19 protein-coding genes are annotated in these 19,282 nt (G+C 68.7%); 13 read left to right on the plus strand and 6 right to left on the minus strand.

Going from position 1 to position 19,282, the window contains the following annotated elements; genetic code table 11:
- Window positions 1-17 precede the first annotated feature (17 nt).
- Window positions 18-371, plus strand: coding sequence for a helix-turn-helix domain-containing protein (locus IM776_RS15445; RefSeq protein ID WP_194421006.1), 354 nt, complete (start codon window positions 18-20; stop codon window positions 369-371).
- 146 nt (window positions 372-517) lie between these two features.
- Here the strand turns inward: IM776_RS15445 and IM776_RS15450 are convergent, their stop codons facing one another.
- The 3 genes from IM776_RS15450 to IM776_RS15460 form a co-directional block, all read right to left on the minus strand.
- A complete protein-coding gene (locus tag IM776_RS15450; protein ID WP_194421007.1) occupies window positions 518-1,111 on the minus strand; it encodes a ClpP family protease in 594 nt (197 codons plus the stop codon).
- Window positions 1,108-1,752, minus strand: a complete 645-nt coding sequence (locus tag IM776_RS15455; protein ID WP_194421008.1) for a ClpP family protease — start codon at window positions 1,750-1,752, stop codon at window positions 1,108-1,110. The genes IM776_RS15450 and IM776_RS15455 overlap by 4 nt, the downstream gene beginning before the upstream one ends.
- Before the next feature lie 133 nt (window positions 1,753-1,885).
- Window positions 1,886-3,403 (minus strand): hypothetical protein, encoded by a 1,518-nt coding sequence (locus IM776_RS15460; RefSeq protein WP_194421009.1) that lies wholly within the window; start codon window positions 3,401-3,403, stop codon window positions 1,886-1,888.
- 256 nt (window positions 3,404-3,659) lie between these two features.
- Between IM776_RS15460 and IM776_RS15465 the strand changes: the two genes are divergently transcribed.
- Genes IM776_RS15465 through IM776_RS15475 form a run of 3 tightly spaced genes read left to right on the plus strand, consistent with a single transcriptional unit; the run spans window position 3,660 to window position 6,177 of the window.
- A complete protein-coding gene (locus IM776_RS15465) occupies window positions 3,660-4,592 on the plus strand; it encodes a metal ABC transporter substrate-binding protein (protein WP_422730921.1) in 933 nt (310 codons plus the stop codon).
- Entirely contained in the window at window positions 4,589-5,308 is a 720-nt protein-coding gene (locus IM776_RS15470) for a metal ABC transporter ATP-binding protein (RefSeq protein WP_194421010.1), read from the plus strand. The genes IM776_RS15465 and IM776_RS15470 overlap by 4 nt, the downstream gene beginning before the upstream one ends.
- Complete coding sequence (locus IM776_RS15475) at window positions 5,305-6,177, plus strand: metal ABC transporter permease (RefSeq protein ID WP_194421011.1); 873 nt, start codon at window positions 5,305-5,307, stop codon at window positions 6,175-6,177. The genes IM776_RS15470 and IM776_RS15475 overlap by 4 nt, the downstream gene beginning before the upstream one ends.
- 60 nt (window positions 6,178-6,237) lie before the next feature.
- Here IM776_RS15475 and IM776_RS15480 read toward each other — a convergent pair whose 3' ends face one another.
- Window positions 6,238-7,428, minus strand: a complete 1,191-nt coding sequence (locus IM776_RS15480; protein WP_194421012.1) for a trans-sulfuration enzyme family protein — start codon at window positions 7,426-7,428, stop codon at window positions 6,238-6,240.
- A gap of 106 nt (window positions 7,429-7,534) precedes the next feature.
- Here IM776_RS15480 and IM776_RS15485 point away from each other — a divergent pair, with 106 nt between their 5' ends.
- Window positions 7,535-8,008, plus strand: a complete 474-nt coding sequence (locus IM776_RS15485) for an Lrp/AsnC family transcriptional regulator (RefSeq protein ID WP_194421013.1) — start codon at window positions 7,535-7,537, stop codon at window positions 8,006-8,008.
- Window positions 8,009-8,035: 27 nt separating this feature from the next.
- Here IM776_RS15485 and IM776_RS15490 read toward each other — a convergent pair whose 3' ends face one another.
- Together IM776_RS15490 and IM776_RS15495 are read right to left on the minus strand one after the other, a co-directional pair.
- Window positions 8,036-9,508, minus strand: coding sequence for an MATE family efflux transporter (locus tag IM776_RS15490; RefSeq protein WP_194421014.1), 1,473 nt, complete (start codon window positions 9,506-9,508; stop codon window positions 8,036-8,038).
- Window positions 9,509-9,573: 65 nt separating this feature from the next.
- On the minus strand, window positions 9,574-9,966 hold the full coding sequence (locus tag IM776_RS15495; RefSeq protein WP_194421015.1) for a hypothetical protein: 393 nt from the start codon (window positions 9,964-9,966) through the stop codon (window positions 9,574-9,576).
- 133 nt (window positions 9,967-10,099) lie between these two features.
- On the opposite strand from IM776_RS15495, the gene IM776_RS15500 reads away from it, so the two are divergent.
- The 8 genes from IM776_RS15500 (at window position 10,100) to IM776_RS15535 (ending at window position 19,280) form a co-directional block, all read left to right on the plus strand.
- Entirely contained in the window at window positions 10,100-10,906 is an 807-nt protein-coding gene (locus IM776_RS15500; RefSeq protein ID WP_194421016.1) for an alpha/beta fold hydrolase, read from the plus strand.
- A gap of 40 nt (window positions 10,907-10,946) precedes the next feature.
- The gene (locus IM776_RS15505) at window positions 10,947-11,996 is read left to right on the plus strand and encodes an NAD(P)-dependent alcohol dehydrogenase (protein ID WP_194421017.1); all 1,050 of its coding nucleotides are present in this window, start codon (window positions 10,947-10,949) and stop codon (window positions 11,994-11,996) included.
- 211 nt (window positions 11,997-12,207) lie between these two features.
- On the plus strand, window positions 12,208-13,230 hold the full coding sequence (locus IM776_RS15510) for a LacI family DNA-binding transcriptional regulator (protein ID WP_194421018.1): 1,023 nt from the start codon (window positions 12,208-12,210) through the stop codon (window positions 13,228-13,230).
- Window positions 13,227-14,498 carry an extracellular solute-binding protein gene (locus IM776_RS15515; RefSeq protein WP_194421019.1) on the plus strand — a complete coding sequence of 424 codons (1,272 nt, stop codon included), beginning with the start codon at window positions 13,227-13,229 and terminating at the stop codon, window positions 14,496-14,498. The genes IM776_RS15510 and IM776_RS15515 overlap by 4 nt, the downstream gene beginning before the upstream one ends.
- Before the next feature lie 4 nt (window positions 14,499-14,502).
- Entirely contained in the window at window positions 14,503-15,399 is an 897-nt protein-coding gene (locus IM776_RS15520; RefSeq protein WP_228479806.1) for a carbohydrate ABC transporter permease, read from the plus strand.
- Window positions 15,396-16,238, plus strand: coding sequence for a carbohydrate ABC transporter permease (locus IM776_RS15525; RefSeq protein WP_194421021.1), 843 nt, complete (start codon window positions 15,396-15,398; stop codon window positions 16,236-16,238). Before IM776_RS15520 ends, IM776_RS15525 begins: the two co-directional genes overlap by 4 nt.
- 15 nt (window positions 16,239-16,253) lie before the next feature.
- On the plus strand, window positions 16,254-17,237 hold the full coding sequence (locus IM776_RS15530) for a glycoside hydrolase family 130 protein (protein WP_194421022.1): 984 nt from the start codon (window positions 16,254-16,256) through the stop codon (window positions 17,235-17,237).
- Between the two features lie 6 nt (window positions 17,238-17,243).
- Complete coding sequence (locus IM776_RS15535; protein WP_194421023.1) at window positions 17,244-19,280, plus strand: hypothetical protein; 2,037 nt, start codon at window positions 17,244-17,246, stop codon at window positions 19,278-19,280.
- Window positions 19,281-19,282 lie beyond the last annotated feature (2 nt).

A 19,282-nucleotide genomic window follows, 5' to 3' on the forward strand; every position in this document is an offset into this window, starting at 1 on the left:
GGGGGTTAGCGTGAGGCATGGCCGAGATCGTCCGATTCCCCCGCCCGCAGCATCCGCGGCTCCGTCCGCAGAACGGGCCCGAGCCGCTTTGGCGCCACCTGCTCGGGGATCAGCTCCGACGCCGTCGGCACGAGCGCGCGGAGACGCTCACCGAGACGGCCGAGCAGGCCGGCGTCTCTCCCCAGTACCTCTCCGAGGTCGAGCGCGGGCTGAAGGAGCCGTCCAGCGAGATGATCGCCGCGATCGCGGGTGCGCTCGACACCTCGCTCATCGAGCTCACGAGCGACGTGGCCGACGAGCTGCGCACGGCCGCGGCTCCCGCATCCGCCATGGTCTCGGCCGGCCGCGGGGCGCTCGCTCTCGCGGCTTGATCCGATCCCGAACCGGCCTCGCGCGTGACCGCGCCGACACTTTCGCGCGTGACCGCGCCGACACTTCGGGGCCTCGAGCACGGACGTCGGACGGAGGCCGTGAATAGGTCCGACGTCCGTGCATCCGGCCCCCAGAATGTCGACTATCAGGCCGCCCGCTCCCCCAGCACGGTGTCGATCAGGCCATAGTCCAGGGCAGCGGAGGCCGTGAACACCCGATCCCGGTCGGTGTCGGCGCGCAGAGTCTCGACTGTGCGACCGGTGTGCCGGGCCAGGATCGACTCCAGATCGGAGCGCACCCGCACGACTTCGTCGGCGGCGATGATCAGGTCGGGGATCGCGCCGCGCGACTGTCCGGCCGGCTGGTGCAGCACGATTCGCGCGTGCGTGAGCGCCGCTCGCTGCCCCGTCGTCCCGGCCGCCACGAGAAGCGCTGCCGGCCCGATCGCCTGGCCGACGACGGTCGTCGCGACCGCCGGGCGGATGTGCTGCATCGTGTCGTAGATCGCCAGCGCTGCGCCGGGATCGCCACCCTCGCTGTTGATGTAGAACTGGATGCCGGTGTCCGGGCTGTCGGCATCCAGATGCAGCAGCTGCGCGATCAGCGCGTTCGCGACTCCCGCGTCGATGCCGGTGCCGAGGTAGATCACGCGTTCGGCGAGCAGGTGCGAGTAGACGTCCATGACGCGCTCGCCCCTGGGATGCTGCGCGATGACGTTCGGGATCGTGTAGCTGCTCACGACTTCGCTCCTTCCTGCGCGGATGCCCCGGCATCCGCCCCCAATCCGACCCGCGCGCGGCGGCGGGGCATGACGTCGGCGATCGATGTGACGATCTCGTCGATGAATCCGTACTGCTTCGCCTCATCGGCCGTGTACCAGCGGTCGTGCAGCGAGTCCTCGAAGATGCGCTCCACCGGCTGACCGGTGTCATCGGAGATGAGTCCGAGGACGGTGTCGCGCATCTGTCGCAGGTCGTCGGCCTGCACCTCGATCTCGACGGCGGAGCCGCCGATGCCCGCCGATCCCTGATGCATGAGTATGCGCGCGTGAGGCAGCGCGCGGCGCTTGCCCTTCGTGCCTCCGGAGAGCAGGAACTGCCCTGCGCTGGCGGCGACTCCCAGTGCGAGGGTGGCGACATCGTTGGGGACCAGGTTCATGATGTCGCGGATCGCCAGCATCGACGGCACAGAGCCGCCCGGGGAGTGGATCCACAGGGCGATATCGGCGATGGGGTCTTCGGCCGACAGCGTCAGCAGCTGGGTCATCAGCAGCGTTCCGTTGTCGTCGTCGAGGGCGCCGTCGAGCACCAGGATGCGGTCGTGGAACAGGGCGCGTCTGGCCTCGGGGCCGAACTGCGGGATGGGGTTCTCTTCATTCATGCGTTCAGCCTGCGCCTACCCGCACGCCCCCGCGTCGGAATCTGCTCAGAGCCGTTCTGCCGTGGGCAGAGCGGCAGAAGCGAACGGTCCGCAGGCCGGGCGGTGCACCCCGTCCTGCGGACCGCTGGTTCAACTATGCGAGCGCGAGAGCCCTCCGGTGGCTGATGCGGTGACCGATCCAGAAGCCGATGGCGATCAGACCGGCCAGCGCGGTGCCCAGCATCCAGGGAAGCATCGACGGTGCGGCGCCCGCGGTCGCCGTCGCCAGCGTGCCCGACCCGTCGGCGATGAGACCGTTGCCGGCCGCGAGGTCTGCGGCGCCCGCGGCGAGCGTCCCGCCTCCCTCGGCGAGTGCGCCCGATCCTTCGGATACCGTCGCCGCCCCCTCGGCCAGCGTGCCGATGCCGGTGTCGAGATCGGCGGCTCCGCGCTGCAGAGTGGCGGTCCCTTCGGCGAGCCTCGCCGCACCGTCGTCGAGGCTCGCGGCGCCCGAGTTCAGTCGTGCGGAACCTGCGTGCAGCGTCGACGCGCCCTCGGAGAGATCCGACAGTCCGCCCGTGAGCGTGGCTGCCCCAGATGCGAGCTCGGCCGTCCCTGTCTTCAGCGGCTGCAGGCCCGTGGCGAGCTGTTCGGCGCCTGAGGACAGCTTGGCCGTGCCCGCCTTCAGCGTCTTGGCGCCCTTGAGCAGCGCCGGTGCCCCCTTCTCGGTGTCGACCAGTGCGACGGTGCCCGGCCAGCCCTTCGAGGCATCGCCGGTCACGATCGCGTTCACCGCTCCCGCGACCTGCTGTGCGCCACCCGCCGCAGCGATCGTGCCTTTCGCGAGCTGCGGTGCAGTCTTGGCCGCCCCTGCGATGCCGTCCACTTGAGCATCGACTTCGGCGGCGAGCGTGGCGAGTCGCTGCAGCTGCGCATCTGCGGGGTTCGCAGCGGCGAGGTCGGCGAGATCGGCGGCCAGCTGCTGTGAGTTCGCCGGGGCGCCGGTCGCCGCTGCTGTGATCGCCGCAGCTGCACCGTCGCTGGCGAGGGTCTGCAGCTCAGGGGTAACGGCGTCCGAGAGCTGCGCGCTGAATCCGCTTGCCGCCCCGAGCACAGCGCTGGCGTACTGGTGTGCTCCGGCAACTCCTGCCGAGAGGCCCGTGACACCATCGAGAACCTGCTCGGCACCGGCATCCACGTCCTGCGCGCCGCCGGAGACCTTCTGCGCGCCATCGATCGCCGACCGGGCGCCAACATCAGCCTGCAACAGGCCCGAGGTCAGCCGCTGCGCCCCGGCCGCTACGGACCGCGCCCCCTCGCTCACCCGGCTCGCCCCCGATTCAGCACTGGATGCACCGACGGCGAGAGTGTCTGCCCCCGCCGCAAGAGACGCCGCGCCGGTCGAAGCGCTGAGCGCACCGTCGGCGACTTTCTGCGAACCGTCATGGGCACTCGCTGCACCTTCGGCGAGCTCCTCCGTGCCGGCGGCGAGCTTGTCGGCACCCGTCGTGAGGTCCGCCGCACCGGCGGCCAGATCGGACGAGCCGTCCTTCGCCGCGACGGTGCCATCGGACAGTTCAGCCGCACCCGCGGCGATCTTGCCTGTGGTCACGAAGAAGAGGATGACCATCGCCGCAAGCAGGATGCTGAGGACGATTGCGGTGATGCGCATGCCGTTTCCGTGCGCGTGGGATGTAGAACTCGTCATTGAGGACTCCAAGGGTCGGTGGCGTCGTCGCCATCGGTGAGCGTATGGCCGTCCTGCTCGCACGCCCCGGACTTTGCGCATGGAAACCAGGTTTCTCTTCAGGTGGTACTCAGTTTTATGTCGCTAGTCCACAAACGTGGTTGACCTGCGGTCAACAGCGCATGACCGCCGCGCGCGGCGTCGCCTTGTTTTCGGCACGCCTAAAAGCTAGATTTTCGGTGTGCCTAAAAGTGTTCCTCGGGGGCTCGCGCTCGTCGCGGTGGCAGCCGCCGCTCTCACCGGGTGCACGGGCCCGGATCCCGCGTCGCCCGACGACCGTCCTGTCGTTCTGACGACCTTCACGGTGCTCGCCGACATCGCGCAGAACGTCGCCGGCGATCACCTGCGCGTGGAGTCGATCACCAAGGCCGGCGCCGAGATCCACGGGTATGAGCCGACCCCCGGCGACGTGCGCCAGGCCACCGACGCCGAACTGATCCTGGACAACGGCCTGAATCTGGAGGCCTGGTTCGCGCAGTTCGTCGACTCGGTGCACGTGCCGCACGTCGTCGTCTCGGACGGCGTCGAGGTGATGGACATCACGGAGGACGCGTACGCCGGCACGCCCAACCCGCACGCCTGGATGAGTCCACTGAACGTGCAGCTATACGTCGACAACATCGCCACCGCGTTCGCCGAGCTCGACCCATCGCACGCCGAGGAGTTCGCCGCGAACGCCGACGCGTACAAGAGCGAACTACAGCAGGTGCAGGACGATCTGGTCGCCGAACTGGCCGTGCTGCCGCAGAGCCAGCGAGCACTGGTGACGTGCGAGGGTGCGTTCTCGTACCTCGCACGCGACGCCGATCTCGCAGAGGCGTACATCTGGCCCGTGAACGCCGAGCAGCAGGCGACGCCGCGGCAGATCGCCGCGACCATCGAGTTCGTGAACGACAACGACGTGCCGGCGGTGTTCTGCGAGTCGACCGTGTCGGATCGTGCCATGCAGCAGGTGGTCGAGGCAACCGGCGCCGACTTCGGCGGCATCCTCTACGTCGACTCGCTGTCGACGCCCGACGGCCCGGTGCCCACTTACCTCGACCTGCTCCGGCACGACGCCGACGCGATCGTCGCCGGCCTCACCGCGCGAGCGGACGGGGCAAGCGGATCATGAGCAGCATCGAGGTCGCGGGCGCGACCGTCCGGTACGGCGACGTCCTCGCGCTCGAGGATGTGTCCCTGACGGTCGAGCCCGGTCGCGTCACCGGGCTGATCGGCATGAACGGCTCCGGAAAGTCGACGCTGTTCAAGACGATTCTGGGGCTGGTGCATCCGGCATCCGGAACCGTCTCGATCGACGGCGGCGACCCGGCATCCGCTCGCAGGCGCGGCCGCATCGGGTACGTGCCGCAGAGCGAGGATGTCGACTGGGCGTTCCCCGTCTCGGTCCGCGACGTCGTCATGATGGGCCGGTACGGGCGGCAGGGTTTCCTGCGACGCGCGCGACCAGCGGATCGGGATGCCGTCGCCGACGCCCTCGAGCGCGTCGAGCTCACGGATCTCGCCGACCGGCAGATCGGGCAGCTGTCCGGCGGACAGCGCAAACGCGCGTTCGTCGCGCGCGGCATCGCCCAGGGTGCCGGCATCCTGCTGCTCGACGAGCCGTTCGCGGGCGTCGACAAGCGCAGTGAGGCGACGATCGTCCGGCTGCTCCGCGAGCTCGCCGCGGCGGGCAGCACCGTGCTGGTGTCGACGCATGATCTGCACGCGCTGCCCTCGCTCGCCGACGAGGCCGTGCTGCTGCTGCGGCGGGTGCTGTTCCACGGATCGGTGGATGAGGCGCTGGAGCCTTCGCAGCTCGCGCGGGCCTTCGGGTTGGAGGCGCCATGATCCTCGACTGGATTCTCGAACCGCTGCAGTACGACTTCATGGTGCGGGCGCTGGTGACGACGGTGATCGCGGCGATCGTCTGCGCGCTGCTGTCATGCTGGCTGGTGCTGGTCGGCTGGTCGCTGATGGGCGACGCCGTCTCGCACGCGGTGCTGCCGGGCGTCGTTCTCGCCTACGTGCTCGGGGCGCCGTTCGCGATCGGCGCACTCGTGTTCGGGCTGCTGGCGGTCGCGCTGATCGGGCTGATCCGCGGCACGAGCCGGGTGAAGGAGGATGCCGCGATCGGCATCGTGTTCAGCACCCTGTTCGCCCTCGGACTGGTGATGATCTCGATGACGCCCAGTCAGACCGATCTGAATCACATCATCTTCGGGAACATCCTCGGCGTATCGGATGCCGACCTCGTGCAGATCGGCATCCTCGCGGCGGTCGCGTTCACCGTGCTCATCGTCAAGCGCCGCGACCTCACGCTGTACGCGTTCGATCCGACGCACGCGTTCGCGATCGGCCTGTCGCCGCGAATGCTGGGCGCGCTGCTGCTCGGAGTGCTGGCGCTGACCGCGGTCGTCGCGCTGCAGGTGGTCGGCGTCGTGCTCGTGGTGGCGATGCTCATCATCCCCGGTGCGACGGCGTATCTGCTGACGGATCGGTTCGGGCGGATGCTGGTGATCGCACCCGTCCTCTCGGCGGTGTGCAGCGTCGTGGGGATCTATCTCAGCTACTGGATCGACGCGGCATCCGGCGGACTCGTCGTCGTCGTGCAGGGGTGCGTGTTCGCGCTCGTGTACCTGTTCTCGCCGCGGCAGGGAGTGATCGGGAAGCGCTGGCGCGCGCGGCGGGCTGCGGCTTCAGTGGCTTCGACTCGCTGACGTTCACTCACCCTGTTTCGTCTGCGGCGGCTGCCCACCTCCGCTCAACGACCCGCTGTTTCAGCCCTGCCGGACGGTTTCGACGTCCACGCGGGCGAAGGCCTGGGCGAGATCGGCGATGAGATCCGCCGGATTCTCCAGACCGATCGAGAGACGCAGCACGTCGGCATCCGGTCGTGCATCCGCGGGCACCGGACGATGCGTGAGCGCCGCTGGGTGCTGGATGAGCGAGTCCACGCCGCCCAGCGAGACCGCGTGGGTGAACAGCTCCACCGCGGACGCCACCGCACTCGCCGACGCGTACCCTCCCCGCATCCGCATGGCGATCATCGCTCCCGTCCCGCGCATCTGCCGATCGAGGATCCCGAGCGGGTCACCGTCGAGCCCGGGGAAGAACACCTCGTCGATCTCGGGCCGATCGATCAGCCACTGCACGAGCTGCCGCGCGTTCTCCTGCTGCTGACGCATCCGCACCGGCAACGTCGTGAGACCGCGGTGCAGCAGGTACGCGCCGAGCGGGTGCAGCAGGCCGCCGGTCACGGCACGCACCCTGCGCAGCGCCTCGGCGATCTCCTCGCTGCAGGCGACGACGCCGGCGATCACGTCACCGTGCCCGCCGAGGTACTTCGTCGCACTGTGCAGCGACATCGCCGCGCCGTGGTCGAGCGGGTTCTGCAGGACCGGCGTCGCGAACGTGTTGTCGACGACGACCGGCACGCCTCCCGCCGCCGTGACGACAGCGGCGATGTCGACGAGGTCGAGCGTCGGGTTCGCGGGGGTCTCCATGACGACGAGACCGGTGTCGTGGCGGATGCTGACGCCCACCTCCGACGGGTGGCAGAAGGTCGTCTCGGTGCCGAGCAGCCCCGTGCCCAGCAGATGATCGGTGCCGCCGTAGAGCGGTCGCACCGCGACGACGTGTCGCCTGCCGGTCGCGGATGTCATCGCAAGGATCACCGCGGTCATCGCGGCCATGCCCGACGAGAACGCGACTGCGGCCTCGGCATGCTCCATCTCGGCGAGCGCGTCCTCGAACCGCGCGACGGTGGGATTCCACAGCCGCGCATAGACCAGGCTGCCGTCCTCGATCGGACGGCCGCCGCCCGCCATCGCCTCGTACGAATCACCGCCGCGCTCGACATCTGGCAGCGGATTCGTGGTGGACAGATCTATCGGCAGGGCGTGCACGCCGAGTGCGGCGAGGTCGCCGCGTCCGCTGTGCACGGCGACGGTGTCGGGATGCAGACTCATACCCCCACGTTGCCGGAATCCCAATGACGATGGGAGAATTCGACAGCATCCGCCGCTAACGCGGCCTGAATGGCGTTCTTCAGCAAAGATGCGCACCATGGAGGCGATGAGGTTGGCGAAAGCACAACTCGACGAGCTCGACCTGGAGATCCTCGCCGCGCTCAGCGCGCGCGCCGACCTCACCAACAAGGCGCTCGCGCAGCAGCTCGGGCTCGCGGAATCCACCTGCGCGCACCGCGTGCGGGGTCTGCGCGATCGTGGCATCATCCGCGACAGCCGCATCCGGCTCGATGCGACGGCGCTCGGCTACCCGCTGGAGGCGATCATCAAGGTGCGGCTTGCCAACCACACCGGCGAGAAGGTCAACGCGCTGTTCGACGCGCTCGTCGCGACGCCGAGGGTGCTGCAGGTGTTCCACGTCGCCGGGGTCGACGATTTCCTCGTGCACGTCGCCGTGCAGGATGCCGCGGCCCTCCGCGACATCGTCCTGGAGCACATCACGGTGCATCCGGTGGTCCGCGGCACCGAGACCCAGCTGGTGTTCGAACTGCGCGACGGCCGCGGGATGCTGAACAGCTGAGGCGGCTTCGACTCCCTGAAACGACCCTCAGCGACGGAGCAGCTTCTTCCACCTCCGCTGCACGACCACCGGCACGGCCTGCGTGACCACGGCATCCACGTTCAGCGAGCTGTTGTCAGGGCCCACGAGGGCGATCGGCGTAGTGAGGGTCGGCTCGAGCGGATCGACCGGCATCTTCGCCAGCGCCCGATGCGCGCGCACGTACGCCGGGATGAGGATCACGACAGCGCCGACCCAGGCCAGCGGGTTGCTCATCGCGACGCCGGCGAAGCTGAGCACTGCGCCGAGCACGACGGCTGCACCCACGCGCATGAACAGTTCGACGACGCCGGTGATGGTCGGGATCATCGCCTGCCCGAGGCCCTGCAGCGCACCGCGAAGCACGAACAGCACGCCGAGCAGCGCGTAGGTCGATCCGTTGATGATGAGCATCAGGTGCGCGAGCTCGACGACCTCGTCCGAGCCTTCGCCCACGAACAGCCGCACCAGGTGCGTGCCGAACGCGATGAGCACGACGCCGAGCAGGAGCGAGGCGATGATGGCCATCACGGTGGCCTGCTTCACTCCGGTGCGGATGCGGTCAGGACGCCTGCCGCCGAAGTTCTGCGCCACGTACATCGAGACGGCGAGGCCGAGGGACGCGAGGAGCGCCGTGGCAAGGCTGTCCACGCGTGACGCGGTCGTGTACGCCGCGACGGCTTCCGCGCCGAGGACGTTGAGCGCCACCTGCACGACGAGTGTTCCGATCGCGATGATGGAGGCCTGGAATCCCATCGGCAGTCCGAGTCGCAGATGGTCGGCGATGTCGTTCTTGGTGACCTTCCAGTCGGCGCGCCGCACGTGCAGAACCGGCATCCGGCGCCTGACGAACTCGAGGCACAGCAGCACCGACACCGCCTGCGCGACCACCGTCGCCAGGGCTGCCCCCGCGACTCCCCAGCCGACGGGCCCGACCAGCACGATGACGAGCACGACGTTCAGCGCGCAGGCGATCGTCAGGAAGATCAGCGGCGTCTTCGAGTCGCCGATAGCGCGGATGATCGCGGACAGATAGTTGAAGAACATGGTCGCGCCGCCTCCGAGGAAGCTCACCTGCGTGAACAGGGTCGCCTCGGCGAGCAGCTCAGGGGGTGTGCGCATGAGCACGAGGACCGGTTCGGCGAGCAGCGGGCCGCCGACCGTGATGAGGATGCTGGCGACCGCCGAGAGCAGCGTGCCGGTGGCGACCGAGCGGCGGACTGCCGCGGCATCCTTCGCACCGAACGCCTGCGCAGTCGGAATGGCGAAACCGCTCGTCATGCCCCACGCGAAGCCGAGCAGCAGGAACAGCAGGCTGCCGGTGGCACCGACGGCGGCGAGAGAGTTCACGCCGAGCTCACGCCCGACCACGATCGTGTCGACGACCTGGTAGAGCTGCTGCACGACGTTGCCGATGAGCAGCGGCACGGAGAATGCGAGGATGACGCGCCAGGGGCGGCCCGTGGTGAGGGAGGTGGCCATACGGGGAAAGGGCTTCCGGAACGAAGATCGGGGGATCGGACGCCGGCGACCGGCGGGCGATCAGTCTATCGAATCGATTCGGGGCCAACAGTGCGGACGCCGCCGATTCGCCGGGGCGCCGTGGGTGCCGCAGGAGCCGCTGCGGCGGCCACCGGTTCGGACTTGGGGCGCGCCTCGAATCTGCGGACCACGGGGCGCGCGAAGGCTCCCAGCAGAAGCGCCGCAACGAGACCGCCGGCTGCGACGAGCGCCGGAATCCACTGTCCGGAGAAGCCGGACGTCAGGCTCAGCATCGCTGCCCCGATCCACACCGCCGCCGCTCCGCCGGCCACGCCCGGGGCTCCGACTGCGAGCGCGACGACCACGACGATCGCGCACATCAGGGCGAGTCCTGCTCCCGCGAGTCCGATCCACAGGAAGACCTCTGCAAGGTCGCGCACCACACCGATCGTTGACATTCTGACCCCCCGGTCGCCTCCGTCACTCTCAAGGTACGTACTTCGCGACGCCCCCGCATCAGCCGAAAGGATGATGTTACGGAAACGGGTCCGAGAAGCCGCCGCAGCGCGCGCAGGAGGCCATGATGGAGGGGTGGCCGCACCTCTCTCCGAACTGTCGCGGATGCCGGATCCGCAGCTCGTCTACGCCGCCGACGGAACGCGCCTGGCGACCTACACCTGGGGCGCGTTCGATGCGCCCGTGGTCGTCATCGTGCACGGCTTCGCCTCGAACGTGCGCGACAACTGGGTGCTCACCGGCTGGGTGCGCGAGCTGACCAAGGCCGGCTACCGCGTGCTCGCGCTCGACCAGCGCGGCCACGGCGCCAGTGACAAGCCGCACGAGCCGGGCGCCTATGCGATCCGCACGCTCGTGGGCGATGTCGAGACCGTGATGGACACGTATCTCGTCGAGGAGGCGTTCTACGTCGGGTACTCGCTCGGGTCGCGGGTTGGCTGGGAGGTCGTGCGCGACCTTCCGCAGCGCATCGAGCGAGCCGTGCTGGGCGGAGTGCCCGACGGCATCCCGCTCGAAAGACTCGATCTCGACCAGGTGCGCGCGTACGTCGCGGACGGCACGCCGGTCACCGACCGGACCACTCAGAACTACATCACGCTCACGGAGCGCGTGCCCGGCAACGACCTGCGCTCTCTGCTCGCCCTCGCAGAGGGCATGCGGACGACGCGCACCGTCGACCCCGACCCGGCGAACGCCCCGACCCGGCCGATCCTGTTCGCGACGGGATCCGAGGATGCCATCATCGAGGGCTCGCGAACCCTCTCGAGCGCCGCACCTAACGGGCAGTTCTTCGAGATCCCCGGCCGTCACCACTTCAACGCTCCGGGTTCGCGGGCGTTCAAGGAGGCCGCACTGGAGTTCCTCGGCACCACCGAGGCCTGACGGACGTGCCGGGTGCCGGCATCCGGTCTACGCTCGGAACATGCCCACCGAGATTCCCGCCATCGTCGCGCCCTCCGCCACCGAGCCGCTGTTCACCGGCACCGTCGAGCGCCGCGATATCGGCACGAAGGACGTGCGGATCGACATCCGCTGGGCGGGCATCTGCCATTCCGACATCCACACCGTGCAAGGCGACTGGGGTCCGCAGCCGTATCCGCTGACCGTCGGGCACGAGATCGTCGGCACCGTCGCCGAGGTGGGCGCCGAGGTCACGAGATTCGCCGTGGGCGACCGCGTCGGCGTCGGATGCCTGGTGAACTCGTGCGGCGAGTGCGCCAGCTGCGCAGCGGGCGAGGAGCAGTACTGCGAGAACGGCGCGACCGGCACATATGCCGCGAAGGATGTCGACGGCACGATCACGCAGGGCGGGTATGCCACCTCCGTGGTCGTCACCGAAGGTTTCGTGCTGCGTGTGCCGGACGAGATCCCGTTCGAGAAGGCGGCGCCCCTGCTGTGCGCCGGCATCACCACGTACTCGCCTCTGCGGCACTGGAACGCAGGACCGGGCAAGAAGGTCGCGGTGATCGGTCTGGGCGGGCTCGGCCACATGGCCGTCAAGATCGCTCACGCGATGGGGGCAGAGGTCACGGTGCTGTCGCGCTCGGAGGCGAAGCGGGATGACGCGCTCAACCTCGGCGCCGACCACTACTTCGCGACGGAGGATCCCGACACGCTCCGCACCCTCCGCAACGAGTTCGACCTCATCATCAACTCGGTGTCCGCCGCGATCGACATCAATGCCCACCTGAAGCTGCTGGCCCTGGACGGCACGCTGGTCAACGTCGGCGCACCGTCCGAGCCGATGCCGGTCAGCGCCGGCACGCTGATCGGCCGTCGCCGCTCGTTCGCGGGTTCCAACATCGGCGGCATCGCCGAGACCCAGGAGATGCTCGACTTCTGCGCCGAGCACGGCATCGCGCCCGAGGTCGAGATCACCTCGGCCGACCAGGTCAACGAGGCCTGGGCTCGAGTGCTGGCATCCGACGTCCGCTACCGCTTCGTCATCGACATCGAGACGCTGAAGGGCTGACGCCCTCGCTCGGCCGGGGTTCAGGTCGCGATCGATGCCGTTCTGAGCGGCTCGCAACGGCGATTTCTGCGACCTGAGCGCCCCGAGCCTCGGGGCATCGGAAAGCCGGAACCCGTTGACACCCTGAGTCAAACCGGTTTACAGTTCCGTCAAACCGGTTCACACGTGACAGTTCGTCGCGTGCGCTCGGCAGCAGCTACGAGGAGGTGGCATGACTCGCACGACGATCGCCGATGTGGCCCGCGAGGCCGGCGTCACGAAAGCGACGGTCTCGCACGCCCTCAGCGGCAACCGGCCGATCTCCGATGAGACCCGCAGCAAGGTGCTCGCGGCGGCGGAGCGGCTGAACTGGGTGCCGAGTCAGAGCGCGCGAGCATTGGCGACCAGTCGCGCGAACGCGATCGCGGTGGTGCTCGCCCGCAACCCCGACGTCATCGCCAACGACTCGTTCTTCCCGGCGTTCATCGCCGGAGTCGAATCCGTGCTCGCTCCGACTGAGACGGCGCTGGTTCTCCAGGTCGTCCCGGACCGCGCCGCCGAGGAACGCGCGTACCGCACCCTCCGGCACGGCCGCGCGGACGGCGCGCTGCTTCTCGACCTGCGCACCGACGATTGGCGCATCCCGTTCCTCGACGATCTCGGCCTGCCCGCAGTGCTCGTCGGCGCATACGATCAGGCCACCAGATTCTCGTGCGTCCGCACCGACGATGCCGCGCCGGTCCGCGAGATCATTGCACGCCTCCGCGCCGACGGGCACGAGCGCATCGCCCACGTCTCCGGCCCGCTCGACTACGTGCACTCGAACGCGCGCGCGAAGGCGTACATCGATGCCATCGGCAGTGACGAACTGCTTCGCGAGGGTGACTTCACGGCCGCGAGCGGCCGCACGCGCACTGCCGAGCTGCTCGGCCTTCGCGACCGCCCGACAGCCGTCCTGTACTCGAACGACACCATGGCGATCGCCGGTCTCTCTTACGCACGCTCGCAGGGCCTGGTGATCCCGAGAGACCTCGCCATCTCGGGTTTCGACGACGATCACCTGTCCGCCCACCTCTCGCCGGCGCTGACGAGCGTCTCGTCCGATCCCGCTGCGCGTGGTCGCGCGGCAGCCCGCCTTCTGCGGGCAGACATCCTCGGCGCGCAGCCGCGAACCGAGGTCGTCGACTGCAACGTCGTGCACTTCCGCGAGAGCACGGCATCCCCATCACCAACAGTGTCAAGGAGGACATCATGAAGAAGATCCGTGCAGCAGCGCTCATCGGCGCCGTCGCGCTCGTCGCCACCGGATGCTCAGCGGGCGGTGGCGGAGGCGGCGGCGAGGGCTCCGCCGAGGGCACCGGCGCCATCGACGTCTGGCTCTCGAACAACGAGCAGGAGGTCGCCTGGGGCACCGCCGTCGTCGACGCCTGGAACGCCGAGCACCCCGACGAACAGGTGAACGCGCAGGAGATCCCCGCCGGTTCGTCCTCGGAAGAGGCCATCACGGCCGCCATCACAGCAGGCACAGCTCCCTGCCTCGTTTACAACGTGGCCCCCGCGGCGGTGTCGGGCTGGGTGAAGCAGGGCGGGCTCGTCGACCTCGGCTCGATCGAGGGCGGCAGCGATTACATCGCCGAGCGCGGCGGCGATGTCGACGCTTACGCGACCGACGGCAGCTTCTACCAGCTGCCGTGGAAGTCGAACCCCGTCATGGTGATGTACAACAAGGCGCTGTTCGAGGCCGCGGGAATCGACCCTGAGGACCCGCAGATGAACACCCACGAGGCGTTCCTCGAGGGCTCCCGCGCGATCGTCGACTCGGGTGTGCAGAGCGCCATCTGGCCATCGCCCACGAGCGAGTTCTTCCAGCCGTGGTTCGACTTCTACCCGCTCTACCTCGCCGAGACCGACGGCACCATGCTCGTCGAGGACGGCAAGTCCACCTTCGACTCGGATGCCGGTCGCACCGTCGCCGAGTTCTGGGCCACGTTCTACGAGGAGAAGCTCTCCCCGAACGAGGCGGCCACCGACGACGCGATGTCGGCGGGCACCACCGCGATGCAGCTCGCGGGTCCGTGGGCGATCCCGTCGTACGCCGACACCGTCGACGTCGGCTTCATGCCGGTCCCGACCAGCGACGGCCGCGACAACCCGACGACCTTCGCCGACTCCAAGAGCGTGTCGATGTTCACCGCCTGCGAGAACCAGGGCACCGCATGGGAGTTCCTCAAGTTCTCGACGAGCGTCGACAGTGACGGACAGCTCCTGGAGCTGACCGGACAGATGCCGATGCGCACCGGGCTCACCGACACCTACGGCGATTATTTCGCCGAGAACCCGAACTACGTGGCGTTCGCCGAGCAGGCGGAGGCCACCGCCGATGTCCCCAGCATCCCGAACTCGGTGGAGGCATGGCAGGCGTTCCGCGACGAGTATTCCGCGGCCGTGATCTTCGGCAAGGAGTCGATCGACGACTTCCTCGGAAACGCGGCATCGAAGATCGATGACCTCGTCGCCGAGTGAGGCCATGACCGAGAAGCGGCGGCTGCGCACCAGGTGGTTCGGTGCGCAGCCCGTCGGTGGCCTGTTCGCGCTGCCGTACTTCGTGTTCGTGATCGCGATCTTCGCGTATCCGCTCGCGTTCGCCGTCTACATCGCTTTCCACGATTACTTCTTCACGGCACCCGGCATCGATGTCGAACGTCCCTTCGTGGGCTTCGACAACTTCGTAGCGGTGCTCACCGATCCACGCGTGCTGGGCTCATTCCGCAACACCCTGATCTTCCTGGTCATCAATGTGCCGCTCACGGCCGTACTGGCGCTGGTGCTCGCTGCGGCGCTGAACACCGGCATCCGGTGGGTCGCGGCGTACCGCGTCGCGTTCTACGTACCGTACCTGACGGCGAGCGTCTCGCTCGTCGGCGTCTGGATGCTGCTGTTCTCCGGAAACGGTCTCGTCAACACCATTCTCGGCCCGCTCGCCCCCGACCCGTCCTGGCTCGTGAACAGCGGGCTCGCGATGCCGATGATCGCGTTGTACGTCACGTGGAAGCAGCTCGGGTTCTACATCCTGCTGTACCTGGCGGCGCTGCAGAACGTACCGAAGGAGCTCTACGAGTCGGCAGAGACCGACGGGGCCGGCACCTTCTCGCGGTTCTGGAACGTCACGATCCCCGGCGTGCGCAGCGCCACGACTCTCGTGCTGATCCTCTCGATCATCACCGGCGCGAACCTCTTCACCGAACCGTACCTGCTGACCAACGGCGGCGGCCCGGACGGCGCATCGACCACTCCGGTGCTCCTGATCTATCAGCTTGGTATCCAGCAGCAGAATCCCGACACCGCCGCGGCGATCGGCATGATCCTCGTGGTCCTCGTCGGTCTGCTGTCCCTCGCCGCAGGCCGAGCCAACAGGGAGCGATGATGACTCGAAAGCGTTCACTGCCCCGCATCCTGAGCATCATCCTGCTCACGGTCGCAGCCATCGGCTTCGCCTTCCCGTTCTATTTCATGCTTGTCGGAGCGTTCCAGGAGAGCCCGACGAACTCTCCCAGTCAGCTCTTCCCCACCAGCGGGTGGACCGTCGACAACTTCATCGCGATCGACTCGCGGATCGACCTGGTCGGCTCTCTGCTGAACTCGCTCATCTTCACGGCGGGCGTGCTGCTGGGGACCGTCGTGTTCGGCCTGCTCGCCGGGTACGCGATCGCCCGCCTCGACTTCCGCGGTCGCGGCGTCATCTGGGTGCTCATGCTGCTCGTGCAGATGGTGCCGTTCCAGCTGCTGATGATCCCGCTCTACGTGCAGATCACACGCAACTACGGCCTTGGCGACTCGTACATGGGGATGATCCTGCCGTTCCTCATCAACACCACGGCGGTGTTCATATTCGTGCAGTTCTTCAAGGCGCTGCCGGTGGAGATCTTCGAGGCGGCGCGGATCGACGGCGCAGGCGAGATCCGTCTGCTGACGTCGGTCGCCATCCCGCTCATCCGGCCGGTGCTGGTGACCGTGATCCTGGTCACCTTCATCGGCCCGTGGAACGAGTTCCTCTGGCCGTTCCTCATCACGAAGGACGCCTCGCTGCAGCCGCTCGCGGTGTCACTGGCGAACTACATCAGCAACGTCGCACAGTCCACCGCCAACCCGAACGGCGCGATCCTGGCCGGCGCCACAGCGCTCGCCTTCCCCGTCGTGATCCTGTTCGTCGTCTTCCAGCGCTTCTTCAAAGCCACCGACCTCGGCGCAGCCGTCAAGGGCTAGCCAGAAAGGGCATCCATGTTCACCGAAGCCACCTTCCCCCTCGGACCGTTCACCCCGTACGAGCGCAACCCCATCCTTCGCCCTCGTGGCGACAGCTGGGAATCGTCGAATCTCTACAACCCGGCTGCGCTCATCGACGGCGATGAAGTCGTTCTCCTGTACCGTGCACACGCCGACGACATCGTGTCGCACATCGGCATGGCGCGCTCCCGCGACGGCGTGAACTTCACCCGCGAGGATGCCCCGATCCTCTCTCCGTCAGAGGACTACGAGCGCTTCGGCTGCGAAGATCCTCGGATCGCGCTGATCGACGGCACGTACTACCTGACCTACACCGGCTGGGACCGCCACAGCGCCCAGCTGTGCCTCGCCACGTCGACGGACCTGCGCACGTGGACGAAGCACGGCCCTCTGTTCGACGACTTCGACACCTTCAAGACCATGGACCCGCGCGGGTTCAACTGGTCCAAGGCCGGGGTGATCGTGCCGCAGCAGATGCACGGAAAGTGGTGGATGTACTTCGGCGAGGGAGCGATCTACTGGGCGACCAGCGATGACCTGATCCACTGGACGCCCGGCGCGCCGGACACCGAACCGATGTACTCCCCGACGCCGGGAACCTGGGACGAGGCGCTCGTCGAGATCGGCACCTCGCCCGTGCTCTCGGACAACGGCCTGCTCGTGTTCCTCACGAACGGCGCGACGCGCCTCGTCCACGAGGACGGCTCGGTCGACGTCGACTACCGCTGCGGTCAGATCGCGATCGACCCCGATGAGCCGACGAAGGTGATCGCTCGCCTGCAGGAACCCTGGCTGCGCCCGCAGACGTTCGAGGACATGAACGGGCTCGTCTCGAACGTCACGTTCGTCGAGGGACTCGTGAAGTTCCACGGCAGGTGGTTCGCGTACTACGGGCAGTCCGACACCACCCTCGCCGTCGCCATCCACGACCCCGCTGAGCCGTGGGGTCGCGCGCTGCGCGCGGAGCGGGAAGCGTGAGCTGACATGGATGCCTCACGGAGAGTGTTCCTGACGCTGTGCGCGGCCGCACCGGCACTGGCGCTGCTGCCGGCCGACGTCGCCTTCGGAGGGACCCCCGGGTCTGCTTCGACCGGGCGGGGCGGCGGTCACGGCAGTGGGCGCCGGCTGACCAACCTCGCCCATCTCCGGTTCCTGCTGGCTGAGGTCCCGGTCGCGGCGAGCGCTGCGCACACGACGTTCGGCATCGAAACGCAGCCGACGGTACTGGCACCGTGGACCTATGCCGACGCCGACGGTGCGGGCGGGTTCCGTCGCATCGGGGGCGGGACTCTCGATCCGGCGACGGGTCACTGGAGTCAGGGGGCGTACAACGCCGATGACATCGCCCGTGCCGCGGTCGTCTTCCTTCGCGACTGGAAGGCGACCGGCGACAGGCAGAGCCGCGATGAGGCCAGGGGCCTGCTCCGCTCACTCGCTTTCCTGCAGACGGCGAGCGGACCGAATGCCGGTCGCGTGGTGCTGTGGCAGCAGGACGACGGCGCGCTCAACCCCAGCGCGATCCCGGTGGAGCTCCCCGACCCGTCCGACTCGGCCGAGTCGTACTGGCTGGCCCGCACCGTGTGGGCGCTCGGCGAGGGGTACGCGGCGTTCCGCGGCGTGGATCGCGCTCTCGCCGCGTTCCTCCTCGAGCGGCTGCACCTGTGCCTGGACGCACTGGAGCAGGACTCGCTCTCACGGGTCGGACAGTTCGTCACGAGCGACGGGGTCCCGCTGCCGGACTGGTTGATCGTGGGAGGTGCGGATGCCACGGCCGAGGCGATGCTCGGGCTCAGCGCCGCACTGACCGCGGCGCCCCGCGACTCCCGCATCCGTCGCGCGCTTCAGGCGTACGGCAACGCCGTGGCGGCGATGGCGACAGATGCCGATAAGGGATGGCCGTTCGGTGCGGTGCTCCCGTGGACCGGATCGCTGGGATTCTGGCATGCGTGGGGCGCGGCAGCGCCCGAGGCGCTCGGGAGAGCCGGGGCGCTGCTCGGAGAGCGTACGTGGACCGATGCGGCGATTACGGATGCAGGCCGGTTCACGCCGCTCGTCCTCGCGAACGGCGGGCCGCACAACGCGTGGGCGCCGCTGCCGGCGGAGGCGCAGATCGCGTACGGAGCGCACGGCAGGGTGGCCGGCGCGCTGCAGGCGTCGGAGTCGGGTGGTACCGGGCTGCGGGTGCTGGCCGGTCTCGCAGCCGGTTGGTTCTTCGGCGCGAACGCCGCGGGCGAGCCCGCCTACGACCCGGCGACGGGCGTCACGTTCGACGGCATCGAGACCGACGGCCGCGTGAACCGCAACTCCGGGGCGGAGTCCACGATCCACGGCCTTCTCACGATGCTGCTCCTGGACGCGCATCGTGACATCGCGAGGATCGCGACATCCGTCACCGGGTTGCGCTCGCACCATGGTCTGCGAGCGATCGACGCGGAATCCGCGCGGATGTCGCCGGGCTGCACGATCGAGAAGCCCGAGGGCGGATCGTGGACCGGCGAGGGAAATCTCTCCGGCGGCAGGTTTGTGCGCGTTCCGGACGGCGAGTGGGTGGAGTTCGACATCACCGAGCCCGGCGGCATCCTGCATGCGCTGATCTGGCGTCGCGCCGAGGATGCCGGCGATGCCGAGTGGAGCTTCCTGGCCGAGGATCGCAGCTGGACGACGATCACGCCGGCGGGAGGCAGCGGGGCGGCGGGTCTCACCGAGGCCGAGGGGATGCTGGTCCCGCAGCGACTGGACGGCGCGCTGGGCGACGGCGCGACCGTCGTGCGGTGCACGAGCCGCGGAGATGTGCGCCTGGACGCGCTCCTGATCCAGCCGCAGGTGGCCAGCGCGGTCTACGAGACGACAGCGGGGGCGGCCGTCCTGTACGCCAACGGCACCCGGGAGGATCTGCGGGTGCCGCCCCTCGCGTCCGGCGACGGCCGCACCTACGACGCTGCGGGCGCCCCGCGCGGGCAGGCCACCCGCAGCGGCAGAGTCCGCCTGCGGGGATCGCGGTTCACGGTCACCGGGGTGTAGCC

Origin of the sequence: Microbacterium abyssi, from assembly GCF_015277895.1 — a bacterium.
GTDB lineage: Bacteria > Actinomycetota > Actinomycetes > Actinomycetales > Microbacteriaceae > Microbacterium > Microbacterium abyssi.

Excerpts from the sequence above, each read along its gene's own strand:
- IM776_RS15445 (WP_194421006.1), top strand. The coding sequence starts at position 18 with ATGGCCGAGATCGTCCGATTCCCCCGCCCGCAGCATCCGCGGCTCCGT.
- IM776_RS15460 (WP_194421009.1), bottom strand. The coding sequence starts at position 3,403 with ATGCGCATCACCGCAATCGTCCTCAGCATCCTGCTTGCGGCGATGGTC.
- IM776_RS15515 (WP_194421019.1), top strand. The coding sequence starts at position 13,227 with ATGAAGAAGATCCGTGCAGCAGCGCTCATCGGCGCCGTCGCGCTCGTC.
- IM776_RS15490 (WP_194421014.1), bottom strand. The coding sequence starts at position 9,508 with ATGGCCACCTCCCTCACCACGGGCCGCCCCTGGCGCGTCATCCTCGCA.
- IM776_RS15475 (WP_194421011.1), top strand. The coding sequence starts at position 5,305 with ATGATCCTCGACTGGATTCTCGAACCGCTGCAGTACGACTTCATGGTG.
- IM776_RS15505 (WP_194421017.1), top strand. The coding sequence starts at position 10,947 with ATGCCCACCGAGATTCCCGCCATCGTCGCGCCCTCCGCCACCGAGCCG.
- IM776_RS15525 (WP_194421021.1), top strand. The coding sequence starts at position 15,396 with ATGATGACTCGAAAGCGTTCACTGCCCCGCATCCTGAGCATCATCCTG.
- IM776_RS15480 (WP_194421012.1), bottom strand. The coding sequence starts at position 7,428 with ATGAGTCTGCATCCCGACACCGTCGCCGTGCACAGCGGACGCGGCGAC.
- IM776_RS15510 (WP_194421018.1), top strand. The coding sequence starts at position 12,208 with ATGACTCGCACGACGATCGCCGATGTGGCCCGCGAGGCCGGCGTCACG.
- IM776_RS15495 (WP_194421015.1), bottom strand. The coding sequence starts at position 9,966 with ATGTCAACGATCGGTGTGGTGCGCGACCTTGCAGAGGTCTTCCTGTGG.
- IM776_RS15470 (WP_194421010.1), top strand. The coding sequence starts at position 4,589 with ATGAGCAGCATCGAGGTCGCGGGCGCGACCGTCCGGTACGGCGACGTC.
- IM776_RS15520 (WP_228479806.1), top strand. The coding sequence starts at position 14,503 with ATGACCGAGAAGCGGCGGCTGCGCACCAGGTGGTTCGGTGCGCAGCCC.
- IM776_RS15530 (WP_194421022.1), top strand. The coding sequence starts at position 16,254 with ATGTTCACCGAAGCCACCTTCCCCCTCGGACCGTTCACCCCGTACGAG.
- IM776_RS15485 (WP_194421013.1), top strand. The coding sequence starts at position 7,535 with ATGAGGTTGGCGAAAGCACAACTCGACGAGCTCGACCTGGAGATCCTC.
- IM776_RS15455 (WP_194421008.1), bottom strand. The coding sequence starts at position 1,752 with ATGAATGAAGAGAACCCCATCCCGCAGTTCGGCCCCGAGGCCAGACGC.
- IM776_RS15535 (WP_194421023.1), top strand. The coding sequence starts at position 17,244 with ATGGATGCCTCACGGAGAGTGTTCCTGACGCTGTGCGCGGCCGCACCG.